This is a genomic window from Pseudooceanicola marinus (assembly GCF_020177265.1).
In the GTDB taxonomy this organism is placed as follows: domain Bacteria; phylum Pseudomonadota; class Alphaproteobacteria; order Rhodobacterales; family Rhodobacteraceae; genus Pseudooceanicola; species Pseudooceanicola marinus_A.
Genome location: NZ_JAIVMC010000006.1, coordinates 185,420 through 203,125, shown reverse-complemented (window position 1 = coordinate 203,125; position 17,706 = coordinate 185,420). Strand labels below are relative to the sequence as shown.

General features: G+C 68.4%; 16 protein-coding genes, 1 tRNA gene and 1 pseudogene. 8 read left to right on the top strand and 10 right to left on the bottom strand.

Annotated features, from left to right (window positions below; all coding sequences use genetic code 11):
* Positions 1–14: 14 nt before the first annotated feature.
* From LC066_RS11805 to LC066_RS11765, 9 genes are all read right to left on the bottom strand, one after another.
* Positions 15–1,994, bottom strand: coding sequence for a sulfotransferase (locus LC066_RS11805; RefSeq protein ID WP_224899184.1), 1,980 nt, complete (start codon positions 1,992–1,994; stop codon positions 15–17).
* On the bottom strand, positions 1,991–2,761 hold the full coding sequence (locus LC066_RS11800; protein ID WP_224899181.1) for a hypothetical protein: 771 nt from the start codon (positions 2,759–2,761) through the stop codon (positions 1,991–1,993). The genes LC066_RS11805 and LC066_RS11800 overlap by 4 nt, the downstream gene beginning before the upstream one ends.
* A 114-nt stretch (positions 2,762–2,875) precedes the next feature.
* Positions 2,876–3,808, bottom strand: coding sequence for an AEC family transporter (locus LC066_RS11795; RefSeq protein ID WP_224899179.1), 933 nt, complete (start codon positions 3,806–3,808; stop codon positions 2,876–2,878).
* 33 nt (positions 3,809–3,841) lie between these two features.
* Positions 3,842–4,639: an MBL fold metallo-hydrolase gene (locus LC066_RS11790; protein WP_224899176.1), complete on the bottom strand. Its 798-nt coding sequence runs from the start codon at positions 4,637–4,639 to the stop codon at positions 3,842–3,844.
* Entirely contained in the window at positions 4,639–5,448 is an 810-nt protein-coding gene (locus LC066_RS11785; protein ID WP_224899173.1) for a TatD family hydrolase, read from the bottom strand. Before LC066_RS11785 ends, LC066_RS11790 begins: the two co-directional genes overlap by 1 nt.
* A 43-nt stretch (positions 5,449–5,491) precedes the next feature.
* Positions 5,492–6,628, bottom strand: coding sequence for a DNA polymerase III subunit delta' (locus LC066_RS11780; RefSeq protein WP_222478831.1), 1,137 nt, complete (start codon positions 6,626–6,628; stop codon positions 5,492–5,494).
* Entirely contained in the window at positions 6,625–7,278 is a 654-nt protein-coding gene (gene tmk, locus LC066_RS11775) for a dTMP kinase (RefSeq protein ID WP_224899170.1), read from the bottom strand. Before tmk ends, LC066_RS11780 begins: the two co-directional genes overlap by 4 nt.
* On the bottom strand, positions 7,275–8,489 hold the full coding sequence (locus LC066_RS11770) for a D-alanyl-D-alanine carboxypeptidase family protein (protein ID WP_224899167.1): 1,215 nt from the start codon (positions 8,487–8,489) through the stop codon (positions 7,275–7,277). The genes tmk and LC066_RS11770 overlap by 4 nt, the downstream gene beginning before the upstream one ends.
* A 91-nt stretch (positions 8,490–8,580) precedes the next feature.
* Entirely contained in the window at positions 8,581–9,627 is a 1,047-nt protein-coding gene (locus LC066_RS11765) for an SPOR domain-containing protein (RefSeq protein ID WP_224899164.1), read from the bottom strand.
* Positions 9,628–9,855: 228 nt separating this feature from the next.
* Between LC066_RS11765 and LC066_RS11760 the strand changes: the two genes are divergently transcribed.
* Positions 9,856–9,945, top strand: a tRNA-Ser gene (locus LC066_RS11760).
* 421 nt (positions 9,946–10,366) lie between these two features.
* On the opposite strand, the pseudogene LC066_RS11755 reads toward LC066_RS11760, so the two are convergent.
* A pseudogene (locus tag LC066_RS11755) lies at positions 10,367–10,486 on the bottom strand (IS5/IS1182 family transposase); the annotation flags it as partial.
* Positions 10,487–10,762: 276 nt separating this feature from the next.
* Between LC066_RS11755 and LC066_RS11750 the strand changes: the two are divergent.
* From LC066_RS11750 to LC066_RS11720, 7 genes are all read left to right on the top strand, one after another.
* Positions 10,763–11,872 (top strand): S-(hydroxymethyl)glutathione dehydrogenase/class III alcohol dehydrogenase, encoded by a 1,110-nt coding sequence (locus LC066_RS11750; protein WP_224898346.1) that lies wholly within the window; start codon positions 10,763–10,765, stop codon positions 11,870–11,872.
* Between the two features lie 107 nt (positions 11,873–11,979).
* Positions 11,980–13,146, top strand: a complete 1,167-nt coding sequence (locus LC066_RS11745) for an ABC transporter substrate-binding protein (RefSeq protein WP_224899160.1) — start codon at positions 11,980–11,982, stop codon at positions 13,144–13,146.
* A 56-nt stretch (positions 13,147–13,202) separates the two neighbouring features.
* On the top strand, positions 13,203–14,069 hold the full coding sequence (locus tag LC066_RS11740; protein WP_224899157.1) for a branched-chain amino acid ABC transporter permease: 867 nt from the start codon (positions 13,203–13,205) through the stop codon (positions 14,067–14,069).
* Positions 14,066–15,022, top strand: a complete 957-nt coding sequence (locus LC066_RS11735; RefSeq protein WP_224899154.1) for a branched-chain amino acid ABC transporter permease — start codon at positions 14,066–14,068, stop codon at positions 15,020–15,022. The genes LC066_RS11740 and LC066_RS11735 overlap by 4 nt, the downstream gene beginning before the upstream one ends.
* A complete protein-coding gene (locus tag LC066_RS11730) occupies positions 15,009–15,755 on the top strand; it encodes an ABC transporter ATP-binding protein (RefSeq protein ID WP_224899151.1) in 747 nt (248 codons plus the stop codon). The genes LC066_RS11735 and LC066_RS11730 overlap by 14 nt, the downstream gene beginning before the upstream one ends.
* Positions 15,748–16,458, top strand: coding sequence for an ABC transporter ATP-binding protein (locus tag LC066_RS11725; RefSeq protein ID WP_224899148.1), 711 nt, complete (start codon positions 15,748–15,750; stop codon positions 16,456–16,458). The genes LC066_RS11730 and LC066_RS11725 overlap by 8 nt, the downstream gene beginning before the upstream one ends.
* A gap of 10 nt (positions 16,459–16,468) precedes the next feature.
* Positions 16,469–17,701, top strand: a complete 1,233-nt coding sequence (locus LC066_RS11720; protein ID WP_224899145.1) for a cytochrome P450 — start codon at positions 16,469–16,471, stop codon at positions 17,699–17,701.
* The last annotated feature ends 5 nt before the right edge of the window (positions 17,702–17,706 follow it).

Below are 17,706 nucleotides of genomic sequence, written 5' to 3'. Positions count from 1 at the left end.
GCGCTGCGGCGCGGTCAGGATGTGGAACCGGGGGCGGAGCCGCGGGCCAGGGCCGCGCGGGCCCGGTCGGCGTCGAAGGGCAGCCCGGCCATCTCGCAGACCGGCGCCAGCGTCGCGACATCGCCGCCCATTACCGCCTCCGCCTGCACCGTCAGCACCCTGACGCCACTGTCTGCCAGCCCGGCCAGGCGATCCTCGTAGCAGGCGCAGAAGGGTTTCCAGAACTCCGGACTGGTCGAATGGCGGCGCATGAAACTGGCGCGGGCCAGCGAGGTCAGCACCGCCTCGCGCTCCCTCTCGACGATCACCCAGATGGCGCCTGGAAAGGCGCGCGCGAACAGCGGCCAGAGCAGGGCGAGCTTGGGGTCCTTGTAGCCCCAGGGGGTCTTGCCGTCGTATCCCTCCGCCCGGATCGCGCGCAGCAGGCGCCGCGCCAGGCCGGGGCAGGGCGGCAGGGCCTCAGTACGGGGCAGGGGCGCCACCCCGCGCGGGTCGGCGCTCAGGGCCGACAGGATCGGTTTCAGGTGCTTTTCACGGATCCGACGGTTCTCGCCATAGCCCTCGGGGTTGTCGGCATTGCCGGGGATCGTCTCGCCAAGCCACAGGCCCTGGCCCTGCAGGATCCGTGTCACCAGCGAGGTGCCCGAGCGCGGCAGCCCGGTGATGAAGAGCGGGCGCAGGGCGGGGGGCTGCCTTGGCGGGATCGCGGGCAGGGCGGCGACAGGCCGATCTGACCACCGCGCCAGGGCCTGCTCGATCCAGGGGATGAGGCTGCGCGCCGACAGCTCTTCCTTCGGCAGGGTGGTGGCGCAGGCAAAGACGCTGTGCGCGTCTGCCTCCGGCCCCCAGAACCAATGCGCGGTCTTGTTCATGATCGCCAGCAGCGGCACGCCGGAAAACCCCGCCATGTGCCAGTTGGCACTGTCCACGGAGATCACCCCGGCGAGGCCCCGGATCATGTCGATCGTCTCCACCGGGTTGGCGGTGATGTCGGCCAGGGGCACCTGGGCGCGCGGGTCGGCCTGAAGGATCGCTCGTTCCTCCGCCGTCAGGTCGAACTGCAGGGCCAGGATCCGGCAGTCCAGCGGCAGCATGTCCAGCAGGAAGCGCAGGGGGATATGCCGTTCCTCGCGCCGGTTCTGCCCTGACCCGCCGCGCCAGCACAGGCCGAAGACCGGCGGGTCGAAGGGATGCCGCCGGGGCTGATCCAGGGTGATCCCCGGTGCAATCGTGCCCAGGCGGCGATAACCGCGCCCGACGAAATCGGCGGCCAGGTGGGCGCGCGGGCGGCCCAGATCCGTGGCGATCCGGTCAGCGGGGGTGAAGCTGGCCTTGGGGAAGTAGCGCCGGATCAGCGGGCCATACTTGGCCAGCCCGGTGAAGGCCGATGTTTCATGCGCGCCCTCGGCCTTGATATGCGCAAGGTGGAACAGCACGTCGCCCAACCCCTGTTCCAGCACGATAAGCCCGGCATCCCCGGACGGCTCCGCGGGCAGGGGCGCATGGGTCACGCTGTCGGGCAGGACCTTCGGGAAATTGATCGCCTGCCAGCGCGCGGCGTAGAGCGGAAAGCCGGTGCCATAGCGGTGCGCCCAGATTTCGTGCAGCCCGGCAGAGGTACGGAAATCGGCCAGTTCGCGCGGGCCGTTCGTGGGATCCAGGCGCAGCCGTTTCGCCTGGGCCGGGTCGCGCAGGCGCAGGGACAGGCGATAGCGCATCGGCGTGAAGAGATGGGTCGGCAGGTCCCGGTTCAGCTGTCGCGCCGCGTCAAGGTCGCCGATGGCATAAAGGGCGCAGCCCAGTTGCAGGTAGCGCAGCGCCTGCTGTCGGCTGGCGTCGAGCCGGTCGAAGGCCGGCTGGCGCAGTAGTGGCGCGATCAGCTCCCAGCAGCGGGAAATGCGGCCCGCAGTGAAGGCCGCCTGCGCCTCCTTCAAAAGCGCCGCCAGGTCGACCTTGCGCGCCTGCGGCGCGGGCGCGGCCGGGCGGTCGCTCATTTTTCCTTCACCTTCAGCAGGCGCTCGGGGCGTACCCGTTCGGCCGCCTCGAAGAGGGAGAAGGTCTGGTTCACGTAGTTCACCGCGCCGCCGATGTGATCCATGTAGGTCTGCAGCTCTTCCGTCATCTCCGCCTCGACCATCTGCACGGTCCGATCCGGGCCATCGGCCTCGAACTGCACGTAGAACAGCGGCTCGCCCCGGCGGATCGTGATCGGTTGGGTGGTGTCGTGCCACTCGAAGGCCCACATCAGCGGCCGCGGCCAGAGGTTGATCGGGAAACGCCCGCCGAAGATCGTGCCCGGCAGGGGCGTCTTGCGGTAGTACATGTAGGCTTCGAGCTGGGTCATGTAGACCGGCTCATCAGTGATGAAGTAATAGGGCAGCTTCAGCTGGATGATGGGGCGGTCTGGGTAGCGCCACTCGCCCTCGTTCACCAGGGTCAGCCGCTTGCCCAGGGTCGAGCCGCGCACCGCCGATTTCTCGCCCGAGAGGTTGCGCAGCACCGGCTTCCCGTCCTTGTCGCGGGTGAAGCCGATGTTCAGGTCGAAGGGGCAGAGTACCTCGAAATAGCGGCTTTCCAGCCCCACGACGGCCGGACAGCGCGAGGCGGATTTGGCGTGCTCGCGCCGGGCCTCGCGGGAATGCACCCTGCGGGGCGGTTCGTAGATCACCGGCGCGTCGGTTTTGCCCAGAAGCCAGCCGATCTTCACCGGGCCGGCGCCGGGATCGGTCGGGCCGCGCTGATAGGTGACGGTGATGTCCATGGGGGATCTCCTGCGCGCGGGGCGTACACTGGGCAAAGAGGTAGCCTGTCACCCGGCGCCGCGCAAGAATTTCAAGGGCTTCACCCCAGTGCGTAGGACCCCGGCGGGCGCGGGTCAGGGCAGCATCGTCAGCCAGAACCAGGAGGTGAAGAGGCACACCCCGGTCGAGATCAGCAGCGCCGAGGCCGCCGAGCGTTTGGCCCGGTCGTAGAGGTTGGCGAAGACATAGGTGTTCACGCCGGGCGCCACGCAGGCGGTCAGCACGGCAGAGCGGAAGGCCGCCTCGGGCAGGGCGAAGGCGCGGCCCAGCCCCCAGGTGATCGCCGGGTGCACCATCAGGGCCAGCACGCAGATCATGCCGATCAGCCGCCAGTCGCCCTCGATCTTGTACTGCACCAGCACGCCGCCCACGGCGAAGAGCGCCGCCGGCAGGGCGGAACGGGCGATGATCTGCATCGCGTCATCCATGGGACCGGGCACGGTCAGCCCGGAGAGGTTCACGATGAAGCCCAGCATTAGCGCGATGACCAGCGGGTTGGTGAAGATCTGCCGCAGGATGCGCTGCGCCAGCGCGGCGACGCGCAGGCCCTGCCCGCCCGCCCGCGTCATCTCCATCGCGATGATGCCCAGGGTGTAGCAGAAGGGCGCGTGGATCGAGATGATGGCGAAGTTCGAGGCCAACGCATCCGCGCCGAAGGCCCGTTCGGTGATCGGCACGCCCAGCATCATCGAGTTGGAGAAGAGACAGCAGAACCCGATGACCACCGCATCCTCGGGCGAACGCCCGATGGCGCGGGCGCCGAAGAGGCCGAGGAAGAAACAGGCCGTGGCCCCGGCGTAGAAGCTCAGCAGCAGCGGCGCGTGGAACTGTTCTCCGATGTCGAAGGTGCTGACCGCGAGGAACAGCAGGCAGGGAAAGGCCGCGTTCTGGGTGTAGGACATCAGCCCCTCGGCCACCGACAGCTTCAGCAGCCCGGTGCGGGTGGCGACATAGCCGGCGCCCAGCACCAGAAAGACCGGCAGGATGATGTTGAGAAGCGCGCTCATGCCGCGGCCCCCTGTGCGGGGCAGGACCGCGTGTCAGAGGTCATAGGTGATCTGCATCCCGTCGAAGGCCGGGGTGATGTGATCCGCCGTCTCGGCCTCCAGCGTGGCATAGTCCAGGTCGATGTGCATGTTGGTCAGCACGGCGCGATCGGGCGCCGCGCGGTCGATCCATGCCAGGGACTGTTCCAGGTGCGAATGCGTGGGATGCGGATCACGGCGCAGGGTGTCGAGGATCCAGCATTTCAGCCCGGCGCAGGCCTCCCAGGCCTCGTCGGACATCTCGGCCACGTCGGGCAGATAGGCCACGTCGCGCACCCGGAAGCCAAGCGCGTCGATGGAGCCGTGATTAACCTTGAACGGCATCAGCGTCACCGGCCCGCCTGCGCCGTCGATGGTGACGGCGCCCTGGATCGTGTTCAGCTCCAGGATCGGGGGATAGGGCGAACCTTCGGGCTGGACGAAGACATAGCCGAAGCGGCTCAGCAGTGCGTCCTGGGTGTCGCCATCGGCCCAGACGGGCAGGCGGCGGCGCATGTTGAAGACCACCTGGCGCAGGTCGTCGATGCCGTGGACGTGGTCGGCATGGGCATGGGTGAAGACCACCGCGTCCAGCTCGCCGATTCCTGCGTCCAGCAATTGCTGGCGCATGTCGGGGGAGGTGTCGATCAGGACCCGGGTGGTGCCTTCCTCGCGGATCTGCTCGACCAGAAGGGAGCAGCGGCGGCGGGCGTTCTTGGGGTTCTCGGGGTCGCAGTCGCCCCAGAGGCCGCCGAGGCGCGGCACACCCCCCGACGATCCGCAGCCCAGAATGGTGAAACGCAGCTGGGCCATCAGGCGGCGTCCTTCTGCCAGGCGGAGACCTTGGTGAACAGCCGGTCGAAGTTCGCCTGGGTCTGGGCGGTGAAGGCGGCGTAGTCCATGCCGAAGACCTCGGCGCCGACCTGGGCGGTCAGGGCGGTAAAGGCCGGTTCGTTACGCTTGCCGCGATGCGGCGGCGGCGCCAGGTAGGGGCTGTCGGTTTCCACCAGCACCCGGTCGCGCGGCACTTCGGCGAAGAAATCGCGCAACTCCTGGCTTTTCTTGAAGGTCGTGACGCCGGACATCGACAGGTAGAAGCCCAGCTCCAGCGCCTTGCGGCCCAGATCGGGGCCCGAAGAGAAGCAGTGCATGACGCAGGAATAGGGGGCGTTGCGGTATTCCTCTTCGAGGATCCGCGCCATGTCCTCATCCGCGTCGCGGGCGTGGATGACCAGCGGCAGGCCGGTCTCGGCGGCGGCGGCGCAATGCACCCGCAGGCTGTCCTTCTGCGCCTGGGCGCTGTCGGCGGTGTAGTGGTAATCGAGGCCCGTCTCGCCAATGGCGACCAGTTTCGGGTGCTTGGCCACCTCGACCAGCTCATCAAAGGTCACCAGGGCCTCGTCGGCCACCGACATCGGGTGCAGCCCGTAGGCCCAGAAGACCGACGGATAGGTTTCCGCGATGCCGCGCACCTTGTCGATGCCGCCGGGCTTGGTGCAGATCGACACCATCCGGGTCACGCCCGCCGCATGGGCCCGCTCCACCACCTGGTCCAGCTCACCGTCGAAGTCCGGGAAATCGAGATGGCAATGGCTGTCGGTGATCTGGGCTGCGTCGGTCATGTCTGTCCTGATGGGTCTTGCTTTGGCGCCTGGGCCGGGCGGCCTACCCCCCGGCAGCGGCTTTCTGTAGCCTGAAGATCGTATCTAGGATGAGCGCGGAAGGGTCAAGGTTGACCGCCGTGCCGTGACGCAGACGGGCGCCGATCTCCTGTGCCTCTGCTGCCCAAAGGCGTGCGGAACGGGCATCGGGGGCCAGGCGGGCAAAGGCCTTGGCCTCCCCCGGGGCGGCCTCGGGCTGCGGGGGCGTGCCGCGGGCGCCGGTCAGGGCAAGGCGCACCAGCGCCTGGTCCAGCAGGGCCAGCAGCAGGGCGCGGCGTTCTTCCTGGCCGCGCGCGGCAGCGGCCTCGGCCAGGGCCTGGGCCCGGGCGCGATCGAGGCGCGGCAGGCTGTCGAGGATCGCCACCCATTCGGCATAGAGTTTCAGCCCGTCGAGATTGGCCAGCTGCACCGCCGCGCCGACCGATCCTTCGGCCAGGGCGGCCAGGCGTTCGGGCGCGCCGGCGTCGATACCGGCTTGTTGCAGCGCGGCCTGCATGGCGGTCTCGTCCAGCGGGCGCAGGCGCAGCACGCGACAACGCGAGCGGATGGTGGGCAGCAGGCCCGAGGGCTGGTGCGTGACCAGCAGGAGCGTCGTGCGCGCCGGCGGTTCCTCCAGCAGTTTCAGGATGGCATTGGCGGCGGAGGTGTTCAGCTCATCCGTCGCATCGACGATGACCACGCGGCGGCCCCCGTCGGCCGAGGACAGCGAGAAGAAGTTCTTCAGCCGCCGCGCCTCGTCCACGGTGATCTGCGCCTTCAACCGGCCGGTGTTTTCGTTCACGCCCCGACGCAGCACGAAAAGGCCGGGTTCCGCCCCGGCGGCCATGCGGCGCGCGACGGGGTGGTCGGGCGAAATCGCCAGGCTTTCGGCCTGCGCGGGCGCCAGCGCCTCGCCGAACATGCCGCCGTCGTCTTCGGCCGGATCCGGCGTGGCCAGCAGGAAGCGCGCGATGGACCAGGCCAGCGTCGCCTTGCCTGACCCGCGCGGGCCGGTGATCATCCAGCCGTGGTGCAGCCGGCCCAGGTTGAAGGCCTCCAGGAACTCGGCCTCCGCGGCCTCCTGCCCGAAGAGGCGGGGCGTGTCGCGGGGGTGCGGGGCGCCTTCGATGCGATCCGGTTCGGGGCGGTCCTCGTCGCTCATGCGGGGGCCTCGAACAGCTCGGGCAGGGTGGCTTGCACGCGGGCGAAGACGGTGCCCTCGTCGCCCGCACCATCGACGATGCGGAAGCGGTCCGCGTAGGTCGCGGCCAGGTCCAGGTAGCCCTGGCGCATGGCCTTCTGCAGCTCGACGCCGAAGGTCTCGAACCGTTCCTCGGCGCCGGTGCGCGACAGGGCGCGGGACAGGCCGGCCTCCGGGTCCATGTCGATCAGCACGGTGATGTCCGGCTCGCGTCCGATCATCAGCGCGTGCAGGCGGTCCACCACGTCGCGCAGATCGCCGCGCGACAGACCCTGGTACATGCGGGTGCTGTCGGCGAAACGGTCGCAGATCACAACGGCGCCACGTTCCAGTGCGGGCAGGATGGTGCGTTCCAGGTGGTCGCGGCGGGCGGCGGTGAACAGCAGGATCTCGGTTTCCGCCGACCAGCGGTCGGGGTCGCCGTTCAGCACCAGCGCGCGGATCTCCTCCGCGCCCGGCGATCCGCCGGGTTCGCGGGTCAGAACGACTTCACGGCCCTGCTGTTGCAGAGCCGTGGCCAGGGCACGGGCCTGGGTGGATTTGCCGGACCCGTCGATGCCTTCGAAGGAGAGAAACAGACCCCCGGTCTTGCGCGCCCCGGTCCCGGTCAAGAGGCCGCCTCCGCCGGGGCCGCCTCCTCGGGGCCTTCGTTGATGCGGCGCAGCAGGTAGCGCGCGGCCGACTGCAGCTTGGCGGTGAACCCGCCGTGCGGCACGGCTTCGGCGGCAATCAGCGGGATGCGCTTTTCGGGCAGGCCTTCGGGGTGGATCACCAGCTCGCCCAGCTCCTGGCCCTTCTCGATGGGGGCCTTCACCGGGCCGCGGGCCACGATTTCCGAGGCGACGCCGTCGCCGGTCAGCACGGGCACCAGGGTGGTCACGTCCTCGGCCACGGTCAGGCCCACGTCCATCGCGGCGCCCTCATGCACGGGCAGGCGGGTCGGCAGGACCTCCCCCGCTTCGACCAGGGTGCTTTCGGTGAACTGGCGGAAGGCCCAGTTGACGATCGAGCGGCCCTCTTCGGCCCGCGCCTGGGTGCTGTCCAGGCCGGCGTAGACGAAGACCACGCGGCGGTTCGACACCGGGTCGACGGCAGAGCCCACCAGGCCGTAGCCCGCTTCCTCGGTGTGGCCGGTCTTCAGGCCATCCGCCCCGATGCCCATCGACAGCAGCGGGTTGCGGTTGTGGATGTTCTGCGGCGCGCGGCCGTCGAAGGCGAACTCGCGCTCGGCGAAATAGGTGTAGAACTCGGGGAAGTCCTCGATGATGTGGGTGGCCAGCAGGGCCAGGTCGCGCATCGACATGCGCTGCATCGGGTCGGGCCAGCCGTTGGAGTTGGCGAAGGTCGAGTTGGTCATGCCCATCTGGCGCGCGCGCTGCGTCATGTAGCTGGCAAAGCCCGCCTCGGTGCCATCCGGCGACAGGGCCTCGGCCAGGACGGCGCAGGCGTCGTTGCCCGACAGCACGATGATGCCCTGGATCAGGTCGGACACCTTGACCCGGTCGGTGGTGTCCAGGAACATGGTCGATCCGCCGTAATCCATGGCGTGCTGCGACACCGGCAGTTCCTCGTCCAGCTGCAGGCGGCCGTCGCGGATCGCCTCGAAGGTCACGTAAAGCGTCATCAACTTCGACATGGAGGCCGGGGGCAGGGGCACGTCGGCCTCCTTTGTCAGCAGCACCGTGTCGGTGGTGATGTCCACGACGAAGGCCGCGCGGGCGCGGGTGTCGAAGGCCTGGGCCGGCAGCGCGGCGCTGAGGCTCAGCAGGGCAGTGCCGAGTACCGCGACGAGGGTACGCAGCGGGCGACGGAGGATGGACATGGGCGGATCCTTCTGCTTCGCGGACGGTCTGGGCCGGTTCCGGGGCGAAGGCCGCGCCCCGGTGGGCGCGCTCCTTCTACCACGGGTCGGATCAGTTCGTAACCGGATAGGCGTCTGTAAAGCCGGCGTCCTTGACGATCTGCAGCATGGTGGCGCGTTGCTCGGTCGATTGGGCCGGGCCGGCGATCACGCGGTAGAAGGTCTTGCCGGCGCTTTCCTGTGTCAGCACGCTGACATCAAGCGCCCGCTGACGCATGGCGGTGGCGGTGTTCTGGGCATTCTCCTGGATGCTGAAGATGCCAAGCTGGATATAGGGCTTGTCGAGGGACGACACGGCGGCGGCCTGCGCCACGGGCGCGGTCGCGGGGGCCGGGGCGTCCAGCGGTGCGGCGGAAACCTCGGCCGGGGTGGCGCCCGACAGGGACCCTGCGGTGCTCGCCGTGGCGCTGGCGGTCGGCGCAGGCTGGGGATCGCGGTCCTTGCGCAGCCAGCCGAACAGGCCGCCGGACTTGCGCGGCTGCGCCTCTTCCGGCGTTTCGGGTGCGTTGCCGGCGATGGCGTCCGGCCCTTCTGCGCCCGGCGCGGGATCCAGTGGCGCGGCCTCGACCTCGGCCGCAGCGGGCATGCCGGCGGCGGAGGGCAGGGGTGCGGGCTCCACGGGATCGGGATCAACCGTCTCGCGGCGCAGCGCCGTCACGTTCAGCTCTTCCGGGGCGCCGGCCAGCATGTCGAGGGCGGCGGCGGCGTCCGAGGACACCTGCAGCCGCGGCCCCGGGCCCATCGTCTCGCGCCGGAACAGCGCGCCGATGACGAAGCTGTCGTTGCTGGTGTTGCGGATCAGGACCCGTTCCGGTTCGGTCACGTCCGGATGCGCCACCCAGACCCCGCCCAGCGAGGGCCGCCCGTCCCAAAGCCCGGCCTCGGTCACCTGGAAGACGTCGGGCGCCTCGATGTCGCGTTCGATCAGCCGGGTCGAACGGCCGTCGCCCGCGCTGGCCGGCGCGCTGTCCTGCGAGGCCTGGAACAGCTGCAGCTGCCCCCCTTCCTGGCAGGCACCAAGCGCCAGCAGCGCCAGCGCCGCGACGGCGGTTCGGAACGGAAACGGGTGGGGCTGTGCCGTTCGGGGGCCCTGAAACATGGTGTCTGCTCTCTGCCTCGGCGGCGGGGCCGCCCTGCCGCGGGGCGCGGCGATGCTCTGTCTTGCTTTGTGCCGGCCGGTCGTGGCGCCGGCCCTGTTGGCGCAGAAACTAACCCGAAGCCCTGCGCAAGGAAAGCCCGAGGACGGGACGCGGGGGCTTTTCGGCGAACAAGCGGCGGGAATGCGCGCTTCCAGAATCATTCAAGGCCCGGTAACCCGCTGCGCACCGGAGGAGTGGCAGAGTGGTCGAATGCACCGGTCTTGAAAACCGGCGTGCGTGAAAGCGTACCGTGGGTTCGAATCCCACCTCCTCCGCCACGTCCTTGGATCGCTCATAAGATATTGTCGTTTCGTGATCCTTGGGCCTCGCCGGCGATTAGCTCCACACGCTAGCCGCCGCATAAAGGGAGCTCCGCGCCGCAGCAATGACCCCGGCGTTGCTGCAGCCTGTCCCGTGGACTAAGGCGCCGCGCTCAGACCCGCAGCCGCCGACTGCTCCTTTTCCGCAGATCCGCAAGTGTCTCAAGATCACACGGGGCCAGAAACTGCTCCGTTGAGAACGAGGAACAGGACGAACCGCTGCGCAGCGGTCATGGCCGGATCAGCTCGCAGGCATGCAGGCGACGGATCGGGTCACGGCTGACCTCCTTGCCGAAGACGTCCTTGATCCCGGCGCCCCCGGATCGGTTCCAATGCGATAGTCGGGTGACGGCCGAGGCTGCCTTTTTCCCGGACGGACTTATCCCATGTCGTCCGCGACGGGGATGTCGTGCGCGGAGTACCCGTTGAGCACAGCGATAAGGACCTGGAGTTCCGCGACGCGCCGGGCAAAGTCCCGTGCCATGAGGCGCTGCCCCAAGCGTCACGCAACCCACTTACGTCCAAGCGCAAGTTGCGTCGTCAGGCGGGCCTCGCAGCACAGCCCGTCAAACAAGGGCGTTGACGTATCAACTCGTGTGGGTCACGGTGAATGAGGTTGATTCGTCAACCCGTGGCCGGGGGAGAGCGCCACGTCGGGAGGTATACGATCTTGGGTCGATGGACCGCGGGCCGCAGAGGGCTGCCCCTGTCCGACGGCCCGAGGGGGGGAGGCTCCCGGTTCTCGACAGGTGAGGCAGGAGGAGCCAGACACCCCATGAAAACCCGTGCAGCCGTCGCCTTCGAGGCGAAGAAACCTCTGGAAATCGTCGAGCTTGACCTGGAAGGCCCGAAGGAGGGCGAGGTCCTGGTCGAGATCATGGCCACCGGCATCTGCCACACCGATGCCTACACCCTGGACGGCCTCGACAGCGAAGGCATCTTCCCCTCCGTGCTGGGGCACGAAGGCGCCGGCGTCATCCGGGCCGTGGGGCCGGGCGTGAAATCGGTCAAGCAGGACGATCACGTCATCCCGCTCTACACCCCCGAGTGCCGCCAGTGTAAATCCTGCCTCTCGGGCAAGACCAACCTGTGCACCGCCATCCGCTCGACCCAGGGCCAGGGCCTGATGCCCGACGGCACCTCGCGCATGTCCTACAAGGGCGAGGCGATTTACCACTACATGGGCTGCTCGACCTTCTCGAACTTCATCGTGGTGCCCGAGATCGCCGTGGCGAAGATCCGCGAGGACGCGCCCTTCGACAAGGCCTGCTACTGCGGCTGCGGCGTGACCACCGGCGTCGGCGCGGTGACCAACACCGCCAAGGTGACGCCGGGTTCGAACGTCATCGTCTTCGGCCTGGGCGGCATCGGCCTGAACGTGATCCAAGGCGCCCGCATGGTCGGCGCGGACAAGATCATCGGCGTGGACCTGAACGACGCCAAGGCCGAGTGGGGCTACAAATTCGGCATGACCGACTTCGTGAACCCCTCGAAGATCGACGGCGACATCGTGCAGCACCTGATCGCCATGACCGACGGCGGCGGCGACTACACCTTCGACTGCACCGGCAACACCATGGTGATGCGCCAGGCGCTGGAAGCCTGCCACCGGGGCTGGGGTGTGTCGACCGTGATCGGCGTGGCCGAGGCGGGCAAGGAAATCTCCACCCGTCCGTTCCAGCTGGTGACGGGGCGCGTCTGGAAGGGCTCCGCCTTCGGCGGCATGAAGGGCCGCACCGAGGTGCCGAAGATCGTCGACTGGTACATGAACGGCAAGATCGAGATCGACCCGATGATCACCCACGTCCTGACGCTGGAAGAGATCAACAAGGGCTTCGACCTGATGCACGCCGGCGAGAGCATCCGCTCCGTGGTGGTCTTCTGAATTCGTCCCCGGCCGGGCTTGCGGGCGCGGCCGGGGCGGACACCGCCCTTTGGAGGAGGGGCGGATATCGCGGCCCCGTGACCGGGCCGCACTCATGGGAGGAAAACATGACGAACAAACCTGGAATGATCGCCCTTGCGGCGGTCAGCGCCCTCGCTGTGTCCAGCGCCTGGGCGGATGAGATCAAGGTGGGCGTGATCGCGCCCTTCTCGGGGCCCTTTGCCCAATATGGCGTGCAGTACCAGCAGGCGATCGAGACCTATCAGGCCCAGCACGGCACCGCGGCGGGCGACCACGAGATCACCTTCATCTACAAGGACGTGGGCGGGGTGAACCCGGACCAGTCCCGCGCGCTTGCGCAGGAATTGCTGATCCGTGAACGGGTCGATTACCTGGCCGGTTTCACCTTCACCCCGAACGCCCTGGCGGTCGGCCCGGTCATCACCCAGTCGGAAACGCCGACGGTGATCTTCAACGCCGCCACCTCGGCCATCAACGCCGAAAGTCCGTTCTTCCTGCGCACCAGCTACACGCTCCCGCAGGTCTCCGCCCCGGCGGCGGAATGGGCCTATGACCAGGGGATCCGCAGCGTGGTCACCACGGTCAGTGATTACGGCCCGGGCATCGACGCCGAGGTGTCGTTCAAGGCGGCCTTCGAGGCCAAGGGCGGCACCGTCACCGACAGCGTGCGGATGCCGCTGTCGACCACCGATTTCACGCCGATCCTGCAACGGGTGAAGGACCAGGCGCCGGATGCGGTCTTCGCCTTCCTGCCCGGTGGCCCGCCCACCTTCTCTTTCACCAAGACCTACAATGAGAACGGGTTGCGCGACGACGGGATTACCTTCCTCGGCACCGCCGAGACGGAGGAAAGCAACCTGCAGGCCCTGGGCGATCTGGCGGTCGGTCTGCACACCGCCTACCACTACTCCGCCGCCCACGACAGCGACGAGAACCGCGCGTTCCTGGACGCACTGGCCGAACTGCATCCCGACGGCATCGTCAACTGGGCCTCGGTGGGCGCCTATGACGGCGTGCACCTGATCTACGAGATGGTCGCGGCGGCCGGCACCGACGGCCCGGCGGCGGTCGAGGCGGCCCTGGGGCTGGCCTGGGAAAGCCCGCGCGGCCCGATCGAGATGGACCCGGAAACCCGCACGGTGATCCAGAACGTCTACATCCGCGAAGTGGCCCGCAACCCGGAAACCGGGCTGCTGGAAAACGTCGAGACCGGCATCATCGCCACCGTCGGCGACCTTGGCTGGAACCAGTGAACGGCAGGACGGGCGGGCCCTGATCCGCCCGTCCCACCGAGAACACGGGACGTGACATGACATTACTTCTGAACATCGCGGTCGACGGGGTGGCCTACGGCATGATCCTGTTCATGATCGCCGTCGGCCTGTCGGTGACCATGGGGCTGATGCGGGTGGTCAACCTGGCCCATGGCGGCTTTGCCCTGATCGGCGGAACGCTGGCCCATTGGCTGGGAACCGAGGTCGGGCTGCCCTTCGCGCTGGTCCTGCTGGGGGCCGTGGCAGGCACCATCGTGATCGCCATGCCGCTGGAGCGACTGGTCTATCGCCGCATCTACGGCTTCGGAGAGCTGCAACAGGTGCTGGCCACCATCGGCCTGACCTTCCTGATGATCGCCTCGGTCAACCTGTGGCAGGGGTCTTCGCTTCTGTCGATCACGCTGCCCGAGGGGCTGAACCGTTCGGTCGACCTGGGCTTTCGCCAGCTGACCGCGCATCGGGCGCTGGTCATCGGGGTGGGGGCGCTGGTGATCCTCGGGTTGTGGCTGTTGCTGGATCGCACCCGCTTCGGCATTCGCCTGCGCGCGGCGGTGGACAATCGCGACACCGCCTCTGCGCTCGGCATCGACACCGGGCGGATCTACATGCTGACCTTCGCGCTTGGCGCGGGGCTGGCCGCGCTTGGCGGTATCCTGGGGGCGGAGCTGCTGCCGATCGATGCCTATTACCCGCTGCGCTACATGGTGCTGTTCCTGATCGTCGTGGCCATCGGTGGGCTGGGGTCCATCCTCGGCTCCTTCGTGGCGGCCCTGGCCATCGGGATGATCGAGACCGCCAGCCGCTACCTGGTGCCGGACATGGCGACGATCACCTTCTTCGCCATCGTGATCCTGTTCCTGGCGCTGCGTCCGCGCGGCCTGATGGGGAGGGTGGGCGCATGACCGGACGTCTTCTTTCGATTTTCCTGATCCTGGCGGCAGGCGCGGCGGCCTACCTGCTGTTTCCCTACAACCTGGCCTTCCTGACCCGCATCCTGATCATGATCGTGCTGGTGCTGTCGCTTGACCTGATCCTGGGGCTGGCGGGGATCGCCACGCTGGGTCAGGCGGCCATGTACGGCGCCGGGGCCTATGCGGCGGGGCTTTTCGCCATCCACGTCTGGGCCGATCCGGTTGCCGGGCTTCTGGCCGGGGCCGTGGCAGGTGCCCTGCTGGCCGCGGTTTCGGGCGCGGTGCTGATGCGCACCCAGGGGCTGACCCTGATCATGCTGACCATCGCGGTGGCGCAGATCTGTGCCGAGATCGCGAATCGCGCCCGCGGCGTCACCGGCGGTGCCGACGGGTTGCGGGGCATCCGCCCCGGCAAGGTGCTGGGCTTGTGGGAGTTCGATTTCATCGGCATCACCGGCTACTGGTACGCCTTCGCCGTCATGCTGCTGGTCTTCCTGGCCCTTGCTATCATCGCCCGGTCCCCCTTCGGCCTGTCGCTGCGCGGCATCCATGAAAGCCCCGAGCGCATGGTGGCCATCGGCGTCTCCGTTTATCGCCGCCGCTTGGCCGCCTACACCATGGGCGGGGCCATCGCCGGGATCGCGGGGGCGCTGTCGGCGCAGATCACCCAGCTGGTCAGCCTGGAGTCCTTTTCCTTCACGCTGTCGGCCGAGGCGCTGATCATGCTGATCCTGGGCGGCACGGGGCGGCTCTACGGCGCGATCCTGGGCACGGTGATCTTCATGGCCGTGCACCACGTGGCGGCGGCCAACGATCCGTTCAACTGGCTCTTCGTCATCGGCGCTCTGGTCCTCGTGGTGGTCTTCTTCCTGCCGCGCGGCCTGGTCGCGCTGCCCGTCAGCCTGAAACGTCTTGCCAAGGGAGGCCGCCATGCAGGGACTTGAGGTACGTGGACTGTCCAAGCGGTTCGGCGGGCTGGTGGTGTCCGAAGATATCGACTTCGATCTGCCGCCCGGCGCCCGCAAGGCGCTGATCGGGCCCAATGGCGCGGGCAAGAGCACATTTGCCAATCTGGTCACGGGCATCCTCGCCCCCACGGGCGGCAGCATCCGCTTCGACGGGCAGGACATCGCGGCCCTGGACGAGGCCGAGCGGGTCAAGCACGGCATCGCCAAGACCTTCCAGATCACCACCCTGTTTTCCGGCCTGACGGTGCGGGAGAACCTGCGTCTGCCGGTGCTGGAACGTCAGGGGCAGGGCGGGCGCCTGTTCCGCCGCGCCGACAGCGATCCGAAGATCGAGGCCGAGGTCGAGGCGCTGCTGGCGCAGTTCGATCTGCTGGCGCTGGCGGACCGGCCGGTGGTCGATCTGGCCTATGGTCAGCAGCGCCTGGTCGAGATGGCCCTGACGCTGGCGTTGAAGCCGCGAGTGCTGATCCTGGATGAGCCTGCCGCTGGTGTGCCATCTAGCGAGACGCATCTGATCATCGAGGCCATCGAACGGCTGCCCGAGGATCTGGCGGTGCTGGTGATCGAGCATGACATGGACCTGGTGTTCCGGGTGGCGCGCTCGATCGTGGTGCTGGTGCAGGGGCGGATCCTGACCGAGGGCACGCCCGAGGAGATCGCCCGCAACGCGCAGGTGCGCGAACTTTACCTGGGAGGCGCCCATGGCTGACCGGCTTCTGGAGCTTGGCAATGTCACCGCGGGCTACGGCCCGACCCACGTGCTGCGGGACCTGTCGCTGAGCGTGGCGCCCGGCGAACGGCTGGCGGTCATCGGCCGCAACGGCGCGGGCAAGACGACGCTGCTCAACACCATCATGGGGTTGACCCGGCTGCACGGCGGGCACCTTCGCTTTGGCGGGCGGTCGCTGGACCGGATGGCCCCGCATCGCCGCAATGGCCTGGGCCTCGGCCTGGTGCCGCAGACGCGCGACATCTTCCCCTCGCTCACGGTGGAGGAAAACCTGCTGTCCTGCCTGCGCGGCGACGCCACGCTGGAGGAGGCCTATGCGCTGTTCCCGCGCCTGAAGGAACGGCGGCGCAACGGCGGGATGCAGCTGTCGGGCGGCGAGCAGCAGATGTTGTCCATCGCCCGAACCCTGATGACCCGCCCCGAGGTGCTGTTGCTGGATGAACCGCTGGAGGGTCTGGCGCCGGTGATCTGCGAACAGCTGATGGCGGTTTTCGAGGAACTGGCGAAGGACGGCACCCGGGCCGTCGTGCTGGTGGAACAACACGCGGAGGCGGCGCTCGCCTTTGCCACGCGGGCCATCCTGATGGCCAACGGGACGATCGTGCATGAGGGCCCCGCCGGGGACCTCATCGCCGACAAGACACTGCTGCACCGCCATGTCGGTGTCGGCATCGACCCCTGAGGAGGAGGACATGAGAGACATGGAACTGATCGAAGGCCACCGCGCCATCACCCCGCCCGAGGGCATGCCGGTCTGGGACGTGGATCCCTTCGACACGGCGGTGCTGAGCGATCCGGACGCCTACTACGCCGGGCTGCGCCACCGTGGCCCCGTGGTCTACATCCCGCGCTGGTCGGTTCTGGCGCTTGGCCAGTACGAAACGACCAAGGCGGTTTTCAGCGACCACGAGAATTTCGTGTCCTCGCGCGGCGTCGGTCTGAACGATTTCCGTGTCGGCGACCCCTGGCGGCCGCCCTCGATCATCCTTGAAGTGGATCCGCCCGACCACACCCGCACCCGCCGGGTCATGTCCAGGGCCCTGTCGCCCAAGGTGGTGAAGACCATGGCCGGGATGTTTGCCGAGGCAGCGGAGCAGCTGGTCGACGAACTGGTCGCGCGTGGCCGCATCGAGGCGGTGGAGGATCTGGCCGAACGCTTCCCGATCACCGTCTTCCCGCGCGTCGTGGGCATGCGGGATGTCGATCAGCGGATCCTGGTGGATTACGGCGCCTGCGTCTTCAACTCGATGGGGCCCGACAATGCCTTGCGCCGCGCCGCCACCGCCCGCGCCAAGGAAATCGCGCCCTGGATCATGGCCGCCTGCGCCCGCGAAAGGCTGACCGAGGACGGGATCGGCGCGATGATCTACGCTGACGCCGATGCCGGCGAAATCGGCCAGGACGAGGCGCCGCTGCTGGTCCGCTCGCTGCTGTCGGCCGGTGTCGACACGACCGTGACCGGGATCGGCAACGCGCTTTACTGCTTCGCCGCCAATCCGGGCGAATGGGACCGCCTGCGCGCCGAGCCCAAGCTGGTGCGCCCGGCCATCGAGGAGGTGCTGCGCTACACCTCGCCCGTGCATACCTTCGGACGCACCGCCGGGCGCGACTGCGAAATTGCCGGCTATCCGGTGGAGGAGGGGACCAAGATCCTCTGCGTGCTGGGCGCCGCCAACCTGGACCCCGACAAATGGGGCGACCCCGATACCTTCCGCATCGACCGGCGCCCGATGGGCCACATGGGCTTCGGCGCGGGCATCCATGGCTGCGTCGGCCAGAACATCGCCCGTGGCGAGATGGAGGCGGTGCTGACCGCCCTGGCCCGCAAGGTGGCCCGGATCGAGTTCGACGGCGACGCCCCCTGGCGGCCCAACAACGCGATCCATGCCCTCGACAAGCTCCCCCTGAAACTCATCCCCGCCTGAGGAGA

Coding starts and splice junctions, on each gene's coding strand:
- LC066_RS11805 (WP_224899184.1), bottom strand. CDS start 1,994: ATGAGCGACCGCCCGGCCGCGCCCGCGCCGCAGGCGCGCAAGGTCGAC.
- LC066_RS11785 (WP_224899173.1), bottom strand. CDS start 5,448: ATGACCGACGCAGCCCAGATCACCGACAGCCATTGCCATCTCGATTTC.
- LC066_RS11790 (WP_224899176.1), bottom strand. CDS start 4,639: ATGGCCCAGCTGCGTTTCACCATTCTGGGCTGCGGATCGTCGGGGGGT.
- LC066_RS11730 (WP_224899151.1), top strand. CDS start 15,009: ATGCAGGGACTTGAGGTACGTGGACTGTCCAAGCGGTTCGGCGGGCTG.
- LC066_RS11740 (WP_224899157.1), top strand. CDS start 13,203: ATGACATTACTTCTGAACATCGCGGTCGACGGGGTGGCCTACGGCATG.
- LC066_RS11800 (WP_224899181.1), bottom strand. CDS start 2,761: ATGGACATCACCGTCACCTATCAGCGCGGCCCGACCGATCCCGGCGCC.
- LC066_RS11780 (WP_222478831.1), bottom strand. CDS start 6,628: ATGAGCGACGAGGACCGCCCCGAACCGGATCGCATCGAAGGCGCCCCG.
- LC066_RS11770 (WP_224899167.1), bottom strand. CDS start 8,489: ATGTCCATCCTCCGTCGCCCGCTGCGTACCCTCGTCGCGGTACTCGGC.
- LC066_RS11765 (WP_224899164.1), bottom strand. CDS start 9,627: ATGTTTCAGGGCCCCCGAACGGCACAGCCCCACCCGTTTCCGTTCCGA.
- LC066_RS11735 (WP_224899154.1), top strand. CDS start 14,066: ATGACCGGACGTCTTCTTTCGATTTTCCTGATCCTGGCGGCAGGCGCG.
- LC066_RS11750 (WP_224898346.1), top strand. CDS start 10,763: ATGAAAACCCGTGCAGCCGTCGCCTTCGAGGCGAAGAAACCTCTGGAA.
- LC066_RS11720 (WP_224899145.1), top strand. CDS start 16,469: ATGAGAGACATGGAACTGATCGAAGGCCACCGCGCCATCACCCCGCCC.
- LC066_RS11745 (WP_224899160.1), top strand. CDS start 11,980: ATGACGAACAAACCTGGAATGATCGCCCTTGCGGCGGTCAGCGCCCTC.
- LC066_RS11795 (WP_224899179.1), bottom strand. CDS start 3,808: ATGAGCGCGCTTCTCAACATCATCCTGCCGGTCTTTCTGGTGCTGGGC.
- LC066_RS11725 (WP_224899148.1), top strand. CDS start 15,748: ATGGCTGACCGGCTTCTGGAGCTTGGCAATGTCACCGCGGGCTACGGC.